Below are 12,472 nucleotides of genomic sequence, written 5' to 3' on the forward strand. Positions count from 1 at the left end.
GGGGTGGGCCTGGGCGCGGGTGAGGACCTCGCGGGCGCTCGGGTCGGACAGCGCTCCCAGGCCCTCCACGCACGCCAGCGCCACCCGCCAGTACGGGTCGTGCGGCGCGAGCCGCCGGGTCAGGGTGCGGATCAGGGCGGGGGCGGACTCGGGGGCGCGGAGCGCCACGAGGAGCCGGATCGGCTGGAGGGCATACGCGGTGCGCAGCTCGTTCGTGGCCAGGGCGGCAGCGGCGCGGGCGGTGCGCGGGTCGCCGAGCGCCGCCAGGGCCTCGGCGGCGGCCGCGCAGCGCGCAGGGTCGCGGTGGTTGAGCAGCAGGACCAGCGGTTCGAAGGCCCGGCGGTCGCCCGCGAGCCCCAGCCGGTAGGCGGCCAGTTCCCGGGCCCACAGCGGCAGCCCGGCCGACATCAGGGAGGCGGCGAGCGCGTCCGGGTCCGCGTCGAGCAGTTCCCGGTAGCGGGGGGAGCCGTCCGCTTCGGCCCGCAGGCGCTCCCGTACGTGCCGTCCGTCCCGGCCGTCCTGTCCGTCGCTCACGCGGCCCACCCTAGGGGCTGCCGGGCCGGCCCGTTCGGGGTTCTCCCGCATCGGCTGCCGTCCCGTGGCCGGGGCGTCGGAGGGGGCGGCGGAGGGGATCCGACGGCCGGACGCGCCGTGGGGCGGCCCGGCTGCCGCCGACGCCGCACGGGAGCGCGTGTCCGACGCGGCCGCCCGGGTGGGCGGCGTACGTCACACCGGCTGTCTTCTCCGCGCTCTGGCCAAGGAGTTACCGACGAGTTAGTCTCGCTGCAACACGTACGGGGCCGGCCTGGTGACGCAGCCGCCTCGTGCAGTCGGTCCGGTACCCAGGTACCGCACAGCACCACCGGTACCGCCGGGTACCGCGCGCAGCACTGCGGCCGCCAGCCGTCCGCGGGCTGCGCTCCACGTACGGCGTGGCCCCGGGACAGGGTCCGCCGCTCTCCGTTCCGCCCGCCCGATCACGGCGCCCCGTGCGGACGTCTCCCGTTTTCCCGTTCTTCCGGCCGTGCGTCGTGCGCCGCGCGCCACCCCCAGTCGTCACCCTCATCCACTGGAGTCCGCGATGGACCTTCCGTCCACGTCCAGTCCGTCCGCCCTTCAGACCATCGCCGTCGTCGGCCTCGGCACGATGGGCACCGGCATCGCCGAGGTCCTCGCCCGCGCCGGCCGCGAGGTCGTCGGCATCGACATCAGCGAGAGCGCCACCCGCCGGGCCACCGCCTCCCTCGCGGCCGCCACGGCCCGCTCGGTGGCCCGCGGCCGGCTCACCGAGGAGGAGCGCGAAGGCGTCCTCGCCCGGCTGCGGACCTACACCGAGCTGGAGGCCGCCGCCGGCGCCGACCTCGTCATCGAGGTCGTCCCCGAGGACTACGAGCTCAAGCACCGGATCTTCACCGAGCTGGACGCGGTCGTCCGGCCCGACACGATCCTGGCCACCGGCACCAACGCCCTGTCGGTGACCCGGCTCGCCGCCGAGTCGCAGCGCCCCGAGCGCGTCCTCGGGCTGCACTTCTTCAACCCGGCGCCCGCGATGAAGCTCGTCGAGGTGGTCTCCAGCGTCCTGACCGCCCCGCCCGCGGTGGAGGCGGTCACCGCCCTCGCCCGTGAGCTGGGCAAGGAGCCCGTGCCGGTCGGTGACCGCCCCGGCTTCGTCGCGGACGGCCTGCTCTTCGGCTACCTCAACCAGGCCGCCGCCATGTACGAGTCGAAGTACGCCTCCCGCGAGGACATCGACGCGGCGATGCGGCTCGGCTGCGGTCTGCCGATGGGCCCGCTCGCCCTGCTCGACCTGATCGGCGTGGACACCGCCCGGACCGTCCTGGAGGCCATGTACGCCTCCTCCGGCGACCGGCTGCACGCCCCGGCCCCGATCCTGGGCCACCTGGCCGAGGCCGGGCTGACGGGGCAGAAGTCCGGGCGCGGCTTCTACACGTACGCGGAGCCGGGCAGCTCCGAGACCGTCCGTGACGCGCAGACCCCGCTGGAGGGGGCCCGGCTCGGCGAGGGCCGCCCGGTCTCCTCGGTCGGCGTGGCCGGCTCGGGCACCATGGCGAGCGGCATCGCACAGGTCTTCGCGCAGGCCGGCTACGCGGTGGTGCTGGCCGCCCGCAGCCAGGAGAAGGCCGAGGCGGCGAAGGCGGCCATCGGGAAGTCGCTGGGCCGCGCGGTGTCGAAGGGCCGGCTGACCGAGGAGGCGGCGGCCGGGACGCTGGCGCGGATCACCCCGGCCGGGTCGCTGGACGCCTTCGCCGAGGTCGACCTGGCCGTGGAGGCCGTCGCCGAGGACCTGGCGGTCAAGCAGGAGCTGTTCGCGACCCTCGACAAGGTCTGCAAGCCGGGCGCGGTGCTCGCCACCACGACCTCCTCGCTGCCGGTGATCGCCTGCGCCCGCGCGACCTCGCGCCCGCAGGACGTGATCGGCATGCACTTCTTCAACCCGGCGCCGGCGATGAAGCTCGTCGAGGTGGTCCGGACCGTCCTGACATCGGACGACGTGCACGCCACGGTCCGCGCGGTCTGCACGAAGGTGCGCAAGCACCCCGTCGACTGCGGTGACCGGGCCGGCTTCATCGTGAACGCGCTGCTGTTCCCGTACCTGAACAACGCGATCAAGATGGTGGAGCAGCACTACGCCGGCATCGACGACATCGACGCGGCCATGAAGCTGGGCGGCGGCTACCCGATGGGCCCGTTCGAGCTGCTCGACGTGGTCGGCCTGGACGTCTCCCTGGCCATCGAGAAGGTGCTCCACAAGGAGTTCCGCGAGCCCGGCCTGGCCCCCTCCCCGCTGCTGGAGCACCTGGTGGCGGCGGGCTGCCTGGGCCGCAAGACCGGCCGCGGATTCCGTGAGTACGCCCGCCGGTAAGACGGGCCCGGCCCACGGGGCCCCTGATCCGGATGCGTGGGGAGGGCTGCTCGGGTCTGCCGCACCCTCACGGCGGACCGCACCCTCCGAGCCCAGTGCGGGCCCTCCCCCGCATCCATCCCCGTACCGCCCCCCTCAGGCGCGCGCCCCGGCGCGAATGAAGTACTTTCGCTCTATGTCCCAGCCCGCCAAGACCTCACCCCGCGCCGCCGCGGCCTCCGACAGTCCGGAGAGCTCGGCCGGCAGCAAGGCGGCCGCGCAGCGGCTGAAAATGCGCCGCGAGCTCGCCGCCGCCGCGATGGAGCTGTTCGCGACCAAGGGGTACGAAGCCACGACGGTCGACGAGATCGCCGCGGCCGCGGGAGTGGCGCGCAGGACCTTCTTCCGGCACTTCCGGTCCAAGGAAGAGGCGATCTTCCCGGACCACGACGACACGCTGATCCGGGCCGAGGCCGTGCTGGACGTGGCCCCGGCGCACGAACACCCGCTCGACACGGTGTGCCGCGGGATCAAGGAAGTCATGAAGATGTACGCCGCCTCCCCGGCGGTGTCGGTGGAGCGCTACCGGCTGACCCGGGAGGTGCCTGCGCTGCGGGAGCGGGAGATCGCCTCGGTGGCCCGGTACGAGCGGCTGTTCACCCGCTACCTGCTGGCCCACTTCGACGAGACCGAGCCCCACGACGGCAACGACGACCCGCTGCTGGCCGAGGTGGCCGCCTCGGCCGTCGTGACGGCCCACAACCACGTGCTGCGGCGCTGGCTGCGGGCGGGCGGCCAGGGGGATGTGGAGGCGCAGCTGGACCGCGCCTTCGCCATCGTCCGCAAGACCTTCGGCACGGGGATCGGCGCAGGCCGGGCCCTGACCGCGGCGGCGGGCCCGGCGCCCGACCGGCAGGAGGCGGCTCCGGCGGCCGCGGTCCGGGCACAGGACGAGGTGCTGGTGGCGGTGGCGCGGACGGACGCCCCGCTGGAAGAGGTCATGCGGACCATCGAAGAGGCACTGCGCAACACCTGGCCAGGAGGTCCCGTGGCCTGAGGCACACGAGGAACCACACGAGGCGACGCTCGTCACAGCGGCCGCTCCCTTTCCCGGGAGCGGCCGCTTCCGTTTGTCCGAGTTACCCCTACTCGCCGGTAACTCTGATCGATCATCGCTCATCTGCGCAGGTCAATCGGCAAATGAGAGAAAGTTTTGGCACGCGGTGCCTTGCTGAGTGACACGGGGTGCCATACGTTGAATCCCGTCCGGATGTCCCCGCGGTCCACGCCCACTCGGCACGGAACGCGCCCCGGACGCCTGCGTCACCAGGCACCCGCGCGCCGCACCACAGGCGCCGCCCCGCACCACCGCTCGCCGGACCGACGGCACCACAGCAGCACCGCCCCACGTATCCGAACGCACCGCGTACCCCTCGGCGCACCCTCATCCAGCGCTTTCCCCCGGCCCCGCCCGGGAGGACCCCAGGAGGCAACACCGTGAAGGACATCCTGGACGCGATCCAGTCCCAGGCCGCCACCGCCGCCGACTTCGCGGCCCTGCCGCTCCCCGACTCGTACCGCGCGATCACCGTGCACAAGGACGAGACGGAGATGTTCGCCGGGCTCGCGTCCCGCGACAAGGACCCGCGCAAGTCCCTGCACCTCGACCAGGTCCCGGTGCCGGAACTCGGCCCGGGCGAGGCCCTGGTGGCCGTCATGGCCTCCTCGGTCAACTACAACTCCGTGTGGACCTCGATCTTCGAGCCGCTGTCCACCTTCGGCTTCCTGGAGCGCTACGGCCGGCTCAGCGAGCTCACCAAGCGCCACGACCTGCCGTACCACATCATCGGCTCCGACCTCGCGGGCGTCGTCCTGCGCACCGGCCCGGGCGTCAACTCCTGGAAGCCGGGCGACGAGGTCGTCGCGCACTGCCTCTCCGTCGAGCTGGAGTCCTCCGACGGCCACAACGACACGATGCTCGACCCCGAGCAGCGCATCTGGGGCTTCGAGACCAACTTCGGCGGTCTGGCAGAGGTCGCCCTGGTCAAGTCCAACCAGCTGATGCCGAAGCCGGCCCACCTCAGCTGGGAGGAGGCCGCCTCCCCCGGCCTGGTCAACTCCACCGCCTACCGCCAGCTGGTCTCCCGCAACGGCGCCGGCATGAAGCAGGGCGACAACGTCCTGATCTGGGGCGCGAGCGGCGGCCTCGGCTCGTACGCCACCCAGTTCGCCCTGGCCGGCGGCGCCAACCCGATCTGCGTCGTCTCCTCCCCCGAGAAGGCCGACATCTGCCGGAAGATGGGCGCCGAGGCGGTCATCGACCGCAACGCCGAGGGCTACAGGTTCTGGAAGGACGAGCGCACCCAGGACCCGCGCGAGTGGAAGCGCTTCGGCTCGAAGATCCGCGAGCTGACCGGCGGCGAGGACATCGACATCGTCTTCGAGCACCCCGGCCGCGAGACCTTCGGCGCCTCCGTCTACGTCACCCGCAAGGGCGGCACGATCACCACCTGCGCCTCGACCTCGGGCTACATGCACGAGTACGACAACCGCTACCTGTGGATGTCGCTGAAGCGGATCATCGGCTCGCACTTCGCCAACTACCGCGAGGCGTGGGAGGCCAACCGCCTCATCGCCAAGGGCAAGATCCACCCCACCCTGTCGAAGGTCTACTCCCTGGAGGAGACCGGCCAGGCGGCGTACGACGTCCACCGCAACCTCCACCAGGGCAAGGTCGGCGTGCTCTGCCTCGCCCCCGAGGAGGGCCTGGGCGTCCGCGACCAGGAGATGCGCGACAAGCACCTCGACGCCATCAACCGCTTCCGGAACATCTGAACCGTCCGACCACCCGAACCGTCGACGACCGATCAAGGGCCAAAGGGACAGCCTGAGATGACAGAGCGCCAGAAAGACCGTCCGTGGCTCATGCGGACGTACGCCGGCCACTCCACGGCCGAGGCGTCCAACGAGCTGTACCGCCGCAACCTCGCCAAGGGCCAGACCGGCCTGTCGGTCGCCTTCGACCTGCCGACGCAGACCGGCTACGACCCCGACCACATCCTCGCCCGCGGCGAGGTGGGCCGGGTCGGGGTCCCCGTCTCCCACCTCGGCGACATGCGGCGGCTGTTCCAGGACATCCCCCTGGAGCAGATGAACACCTCGATGACGATCAACGCCACCGCCATGTGGCTGCTGGCGCTCTACCAGGTGGCCGCCGAGGAACAGGGCGCGGACGTCTCCAAGCTCCAGGGCACCACCCAGAACGACATCGTCAAGGAGTACCTCTCGCGCGGGACGCACGTCTTCCCGCCCGGACCCTCGCTCCGCCTGACGACCGACATGATCGCGTACACGGTCAACCACATCCCGAAGTGGAACCCGATCAACATCTGCAGCTACCACCTGCAGGAGGCGGGGGCCACGCCGGTCCAGGAGATCAGCTACGCGATGGCCACCGCCATCGCCGTACTGGACTCGGTGCGCGACTCGGGCCAGGTGCCCGAGGACCGGTTCGGCGAGGTCGTCGCCCGTATCTCCTTCTTCGTCAACGCGGGCGTCCGCTTCATCGAGGAGATGTGCAAGATGCGCGCCTTCGGCCGCATCTGGGACGAGATCACCCGCGAGCGGTACGGCATCCAGGACGCCAAGCAGCGCCGCTTCCGGTACGGGGTCCAGGTCAACTCCCTCGGCCTGACCGAGGCCCAGCCGGAGAACAACGTCCAGCGCATCGTCCTCGAGATGCTGGCCGTCACCCTCTCCAAGGACGCCCGGGCCCGCGCCGTGCAGCTGCCCGCCTGGAACGAGGCCCTGGGCCTCCCCCGGCCCTGGGACCAGCAGTGGTCGCTGCGCATCCAGCAGGTCCTCGCCCACGAGAGCGACCTCCTGGAGTACGACGACATCTTCGCCGGGTCGCACGTCATCGAGGCCAAGGTCGACGCGCTGGTCGCCGACTGCATGGCCGAGATCGACCGGATCCAGGAGATGGGCGGCGCGATGGCCGCCGTCGAGTCCGGCTACCTCAAGTCCCGGCTGGTCGCCTCGCACGCCGAGCGCCGCGCCCGGATCGAGAACGGCGAGGACAAGATCGTCGGCGTGAACTGCTTCCAGCAGACCGAGCCCAACCCGCTCACCGCCGACCTGGACACCGCGATCATGACGGTGGACGGGGCGGTGGAGGACACCATCGTCGAGCGGATCGTGCGCTGGCGCGGCGAGCGGCAGGAGTCCTCGGACCGGCAGGGCGGCGGCGACCCGTTCGTCTTCCCCACCGTCGGGCAGGCCCTGACGCGGCTGAAGGAGGCCGCCGCCGGGACCGAGAACCTGATGGAGGCCACCCTGGAGTGCGCCCGCGCCGGTGTCACCACGGGCGAGTGGGCGAGCGCCCTGCGCGAGGTCTTCGGCGAGTTCCGCGCCCCGACCGGTGTCTCCTCGGCCCCGGTGGCCGTCGCCGCCGAGGAGGGCACTCCGCTGGCGGTCGTCCGCGAGAAGGTCAGCCGGACCGCGGAGGACCTCGGCAGCGGCCGACTGCGCCTGCTCGTCGGCAAGCCCGGCCTGGACGGGCACTCCAACGGCGCCGAGCAGATCGCCGTCCGGGCCCGCGACGCCGGCTTCGAGGTGGTCTACCAGGGCATCCGGCTCACCCCGGAGGAAATCTCCACCGCCGCCCTGGCCGAGGACGTGCACTGCGTGGGCCTGTCGATCCTGTCCGGCTCGCACAGCGCACTCGTCCCCGAGGTGCTGGAGCGGCTGCGCGCGGCAGGGGCGGCCGACATGCCCGTCGTCCTGGGCGGCATCATTCCCCAGGCCGACGCCGCAGAACTGAAGGCCGCCGGCGTCGCCGCCGTGTTCACCCCCAAAGACTTCGGTATCACGGAGATCATCGGCCGTATCGTCGACGAGATCCGGAAAGCGAACAAGCTCGACCCCCTGGAGGTCCCCGCATGACCGCCCACCCGTCACCCACCACCACCCTTGCCGGAAGCGGCTCCGCCGCTGCCCCTTCCGGTCCGTCCCCGGTGAACCGGCTGCGGCCGCGCCGCTCCTGCCTCGCCGTCCCGGGCTCGAACCCCCGCTTCCTGGAGAAGGCCCAGGGCCTGCCCGCCGACCAGGTCTTCCTGGACCTGGAGGACGCCTGCGCGCCGCTCGCCAAGGAGGGCGCCCGGCACACGATCGTGGACGCGCTGAACAACGGCGACTGGACCGGCAAGACCCGGGTCGTGCGGGTCAACGACTGGACCACCCACTGGACGTACCGCGACGTCATCACGGTCGTGGAGGGCGCGGGCCAGAACCTGGACTGCATCATGCTGCCGAAGGTCCAGGACGCCCAGCAGGTCGTCGCCCTGGACCTGCTGCTGACGCAGATCGAGAAGACGATGGGCTTCGAGGTCGGCAAGATCGGCATCGAGGCGCAGATCGAGAACGCCAAGGGCCTGGTCAACGTCGACGAGATCGCGGCCGCGTCGCCGCGCCTGGAGACGATCATCTTCGGCCCGGCCGACTTCATGGCCTCGATCAACATGAAGTCGCTGGTCGTGGGCATGCAGCCGCCCGGCTACCCGGCGGACGCCTACCACTACATCCTCATGCGGATCCTGATGGCGGCCCGGACGCACAACCTCCAGGCGATCGACGGCCCCTTCCTCCAGATCCGCGACGTGGACGCCTACCGCGAGGTCGCAGGGCGCGCCGCGGCCCTCGGCTTCGACGGCAAGTGGGTGCTGCACCCGGGCCAGGTCGAGGCGGCCAACGAGGTCTTCTCCCCCTCCCAGGAGGACTACGACCACGCCGAGCTGATCCTGGACGCGTACGACTGGTGCACGTCCGAGGCCGGCGGCAAGAAGGGCTCGGCGATGCTCGGCGACGAGATGATCGACGAGGCCAGCCGCAAGATGGCCCTGGTCATCGCGGGCAAGGGCCGGGCGGCCGGCATGCAGCGCACGACCAAGTTCGAGATCCCGGAGGCCTGACCCATGCAGTTCGGACGCACGTACGAGGAGTTCGAGGTCGGCGCCGTCTACAAGCACTGGCCCGGGAAGACGGTCACGGAGTACGACGACCACCTGTTCTGCCTCCTCACCATGAACCACCACCCGCTCCACATGGACACGAACTACGCCGAGAAGACGACGGACTTCGGCAGGAACGTGGTCGTGGGCAACTACATCTACTCGCTGCTGCTCGGCATGTCCGTGCCGGACGTCTCCGGCAAGGCCATCGCCAACCTGGAGATCGAGTCGCTGCGGCACGTGGCGCCGACCTTCCACGGCGACACGATCTACGGCGAGACCACGGTCCTGGACAAGACACCCTCGAAGTCCAAGAGCGACCGCGGGATCGTGTACGTGGAGACCAAGGGCTACAAGCAGGACGGCACCCTCGTCTGCGTCTTCCGGCGCAAGGTGATGGTTCCGACCGAGACGTACATCAAGGAGCGCGGCGGCGAGCAGCCCGGCCGCCCCACGCTTTCCGATTAACAGAGTCAAGGAACAGGGGAAGTAGCCATGGCACGACTCGCCCAGACCGCCGGGCTGACCGACGTCCAGCAGGAGATCCTCAAGACCGTCCGCGAATTCGTGGACAAGGAGATCATTCCGGTCGCGACCGAGCTGGAGCACCGCGACGAGTACCCGCAGCAGATCGTGGACGGGCTCAAGGAGCTCGGCCTGTTCGGGCTGATGATCCCGGAGGAGTACGGCGGCCTCGGTGAGTCGCTGCTCACCTACGCGCTGTGCGTGGAGGAGATAGCGCGCGGCTGGATGTCCGTCTCGGGCATCATCAACACCCACTTCATCGTCGCGTACATGCTCAAGCAGCACGGCACGCAGGAGCAGAAGGACCACTTCCTCCCGCGGATGGCGCTGGGCGAGGTGCGGGGCGCGTTCTCGATGTCGGAGCCGGGGCTCGGCTCCGACGTGTCGGCCATCACGTCCAAGGCGGTCAAGGACGGCGACGAGTACGTCCTGAACGGCCAGAAGATGTGGCTGACGAACGGCGGCACCTCGACGCTGGTGGCGGTGCTGTGCCGGAGTGACGAAGGACACGCCGAGGGCACGGCCCCGCACAAGTCGATGACGACCTTCCTGGTGGAGAAGGAGCCGGGCTTCGGCGAGGTCCGTCCGGGCCTGACCATCCCGGGCAAGATCGACAAGATGGGCTACAAGGGCGTCGACACGACCGAGCTCATCATGGACGGACTGCGCATTCCGGCCAATCGGGTCCTGGGCGGGGTCACCGGCCGAGGGTTTTACCAAATGATGGACGGCGTCGAGGTCGGCCGCGTGAACGTGGCGGCCCGTGGCTGCGGCGTCGCGCAGCGTGCCTTCGAGCTGGGTGTCTCGTACGCCCAGCAACGTCACACTTTCGGCAAGCCGATCGCCCAGCACCAGGCCATCCAGTTCAAGCTGGCCGAGATGGCTACCAAGGTCGAGGCCGCCCATGCCATGATGGTCAACGCAGCACGCAAAAAGGACTCCGGGGAACGAAACGACCTCGAAGCAGGGATGGCGAAGTACCTCGCCTCCGAGTACTGCAAGGAGGTGGTGGAGGACGCGTTCCGCATCCACGGCGGCTACGGCTTCTCGAAGGAGTACGAGATCGAGCGCCTCTACCGCGAGGCCCCGATGCTGCTGATCGGTGAGGGTACTGCCGAGATCCAGAAAATGATCATTGGGCGACGCCTGCTCGAGGAGTACCGACTCCAGGGCTGAAAGTCCGCTTTTGCGGCGAATCCTCCGAGGGTTCGCCGCAAAAGAATCACTTGCGGTCACTGGCTGACGGGCATCGACTGAGCTTCTGGCTTGCCCAGTTGTCGCGCGCAACCGATAGCATTCCAGTAAAAGCCGCCGTCCCGTCCCCCTGTTTGCGGCGCGGCAATCCACCGCTACGAAGGTCATCCATGCCCCACAGCCAAACCTCTGCACCTCGCGACAGCCTCCTGGGCGTACGCCTCGCGCGCGGAGCATCGCCGTGGCTTCTGCCGACCGTCGCCACCGCGGCGCTCAGCCTCGCCCGGGCCCGCAAGTCCGGACGCTGGGCCGCCGCGGCCGTGCCCGCCACCGCGCTCGCCGCGGGCATGCTGTGGTTCTTCCGGGACCCCGAGCGTGAGATCGCCCAGGGCCGTGTCATCTCGCCCGCCGACGGTGTGGTGCAGAGCATCATGCCGTGGAAGGACGGGCGGACCCGCGTCGCGATCTTCATGAGCCCGCTGAACGTCCACGTGAACCGCGCGCCCCTCGCGGGCACGGTCACGTCCGTGGAGCACGTCCCCGGCGGGTTCGTCCCGGCGTTCAACAAGGAGAGCGAGAACAACGAGCGCGTTGTCTGGCACTTCGACACCGAGCTCGGCGACATCGAGATGGTGCAGATCGCCGGCGCCGTCGCGCGCCGCATCGTCCCCTACCTGCCGGCCGGAACCAAGGTGGAGCAGGGCGAACGCATCGGTCTGATCCGCTTCGGCTCCCGCGTCGACATCTACCTCCCCGAGGGAGTCGAGGTCGCGGTCGAGGTCGGTCAGGCCACCACCGCGGGGGTGACCCGAATTGACCGTGACTGACCCTGCGACTCCCGCGACGCCGTCGACGGGGTGGGTGCCCGAGGCCGCGGAGGAGGAGGCCGCCGAAGACGACATGCCGCTCTCGCTGCGACTGTCGATAGCGGACACCCTCACCCTCGGCAACGCGACCTGCGGATTCATGGCGGTGTACTTCACCACCACCGGAATCCTCATCCCCCACCTCACCGGCAGCGGCGAATCCGGCATGGCCCGGCACAGCGCGGCGACCGCGGTGATACTGATGCTGCTCGCGGCGGTCTTCGACCTCTTCGACGGCATCGTCGCCCGCAAGCTGCGCAGCTCCCCCATGGGCGCCGAGCTGGACAACCTGTCCGACCTGATCAGCTTCGGCCTCGCCCCGGCGTACTTCGTGCTGGTCTACGGCATGGTCGCGGACGACGCCCACCAGAAGGTGTCCGCGCTCGCTGCGATCGTGGTGCTGCTGGCCGTGGTGCTGCGGCTCGCCAGATTCAGCTGCGTGACGATGAAGGACGGCATGTTCCAGGGCATGCCGAGCCCCTTCGGCGCGCTCACCGTCGTCTCGGTCGTGCTGCTGGAGCTGCCCTTCGTGCCGACGCTGCTGGCGATCATCGGGGTGGCCTGGCTGATGGTGAGCCGGGTCGAGTACCCGAAGCCGCGGGGGGTCCTCGCGGTGGCGATGCTCAGCTGGATCGTCTCGGCCATGGGGCTGCTGGCGGCGTGGGCGTTCGACGCCCCCGGCGGGCAGCTGCTGCTCCAGACCGGCTGCGCCCTGCAGATCGCGCTCGCGGCCACCATTCCGCTGTTCGCGACCACGCGCCGGGCGAACACGTTCCGCCACAACCGGCGGGAGGCGCGGGCGGCCCAGCTGCCGTAGCGCCGCACCGCCTGTGTACGAAGGCCCCGGGGTTCTCTGCCCCGGGGCCTTCGGCGTCACCCGGGTCCACCCCGCGCAGCCCCCGGCCCGTCCGTCGGGCTCGACCCGCGCAACCCGGGCCCGGGGCCGGTCCCTCTCCGCCCCTTTTCCCACCGGGACGGCCCCGGCCGCCTCCCCCGGCCCGCCACGGGCCCACGAC

General features: G+C 70.6%; 10 protein-coding genes. 9 read left to right on the forward strand and 1 reads right to left on the reverse strand.

Annotation, left to right across the window (positions count from 1 at the left end; genetic code table 11):
* Positions 1 to 534 (reverse strand): adenylosuccinate lyase (locus HYE82_RS26575; protein WP_179176690.1); only part of this gene is annotated, 534 nt, incomplete at its 3' end.
* A 547-nt stretch (positions 535 to 1,081) separates the two neighbouring features.
* Here HYE82_RS26575 and HYE82_RS26580 point away from each other — a divergent pair.
* The 9 genes from HYE82_RS26580 to pssA all read left to right on the forward strand — a co-directional run bounded on the left by HYE82_RS26580 (position 1,082) and on the right by pssA (position 12,273).
* Positions 1,082 to 2,884 (forward strand): 3-hydroxyacyl-CoA dehydrogenase family protein, encoded by a 1,803-nt coding sequence (locus HYE82_RS26580; protein WP_179176691.1) that lies wholly within the window; start codon positions 1,082 to 1,084, stop codon positions 2,882 to 2,884.
* 175 nt (positions 2,885 to 3,059) lie between these two features.
* Complete coding sequence (locus HYE82_RS26585; RefSeq protein WP_179176692.1) at positions 3,060 to 3,920, forward strand: TetR family transcriptional regulator; 861 nt, start codon at positions 3,060 to 3,062, stop codon at positions 3,918 to 3,920.
* Between the two features lie 440 nt (positions 3,921 to 4,360).
* A complete protein-coding gene (gene ccrA / locus HYE82_RS26590; RefSeq protein ID WP_179176693.1) occupies positions 4,361 to 5,698 on the forward strand; it encodes a crotonyl-CoA carboxylase/reductase in 1,338 nt (445 codons plus the stop codon).
* A 57-nt stretch (positions 5,699 to 5,755) separates the two neighbouring features.
* Complete coding sequence (locus tag HYE82_RS26595; RefSeq protein ID WP_179176694.1) at positions 5,756 to 7,807, forward strand: protein meaA; 2,052 nt, start codon at positions 5,756 to 5,758, stop codon at positions 7,805 to 7,807.
* The gene (locus HYE82_RS26600; RefSeq protein WP_256987725.1) at positions 7,804 to 8,832 is read left to right on the forward strand and encodes a CoA ester lyase; all 1,029 of its coding nucleotides are present in this window, start codon (positions 7,804 to 7,806) and stop codon (positions 8,830 to 8,832) included. Before HYE82_RS26595 ends, HYE82_RS26600 begins: the two co-directional genes overlap by 4 nt.
* 3 nt (positions 8,833 to 8,835) lie before the next feature.
* Entirely contained in the window at positions 8,836 to 9,339 is a 504-nt protein-coding gene (locus HYE82_RS26605; RefSeq protein ID WP_179176695.1) for a MaoC family dehydratase, read from the forward strand.
* A gap of 27 nt (positions 9,340 to 9,366) precedes the next feature.
* Entirely contained in the window at positions 9,367 to 10,572 is a 1,206-nt protein-coding gene (locus tag HYE82_RS26610) for an acyl-CoA dehydrogenase family protein (protein WP_179176696.1), read from the forward strand.
* Positions 10,573 to 10,760: 188 nt separating this feature from the next.
* Complete coding sequence (locus tag HYE82_RS26615; protein WP_179176697.1) at positions 10,761 to 11,417, forward strand: phosphatidylserine decarboxylase; 657 nt, start codon at positions 10,761 to 10,763, stop codon at positions 11,415 to 11,417.
* Positions 11,418 to 11,451: 34 nt separating this feature from the next.
* A complete protein-coding gene (pssA, locus tag HYE82_RS26620; protein WP_179176699.1) occupies positions 11,452 to 12,273 on the forward strand; it encodes a CDP-diacylglycerol--serine O-phosphatidyltransferase in 822 nt (273 codons plus the stop codon).
* Positions 12,274 to 12,472: the final 199 nt, after the last annotated feature.

This window comes from Streptomyces sp. BR123 (assembly GCF_013401435.1).
Classification (GTDB): domain Bacteria; phylum Actinomycetota; class Actinomycetes; order Streptomycetales; family Streptomycetaceae; genus Streptomyces.

Coding starts and splice junctions, on each gene's coding strand:
- HYE82_RS26580 (WP_179176691.1), top strand. CDS start 1,082: ATGGACCTTCCGTCCACGTCCAGTCCGTCCGCCCTTCAGACCATCGCC.
- HYE82_RS26585 (WP_179176692.1), top strand. CDS start 3,060: ATGTCCCAGCCCGCCAAGACCTCACCCCGCGCCGCCGCGGCCTCCGAC.
- HYE82_RS26595 (WP_179176694.1), top strand. CDS start 5,756: ATGACAGAGCGCCAGAAAGACCGTCCGTGGCTCATGCGGACGTACGCC.
- HYE82_RS26600 (WP_256987725.1), top strand. CDS start 7,804: ATGACCGCCCACCCGTCACCCACCACCACCCTTGCCGGAAGCGGCTCC.
- HYE82_RS26605 (WP_179176695.1), top strand. CDS start 8,836: ATGCAGTTCGGACGCACGTACGAGGAGTTCGAGGTCGGCGCCGTCTAC.
- HYE82_RS26610 (WP_179176696.1), top strand. CDS start 9,367: ATGGCACGACTCGCCCAGACCGCCGGGCTGACCGACGTCCAGCAGGAG.
- HYE82_RS26615 (WP_179176697.1), top strand. CDS start 10,761: ATGCCCCACAGCCAAACCTCTGCACCTCGCGACAGCCTCCTGGGCGTA.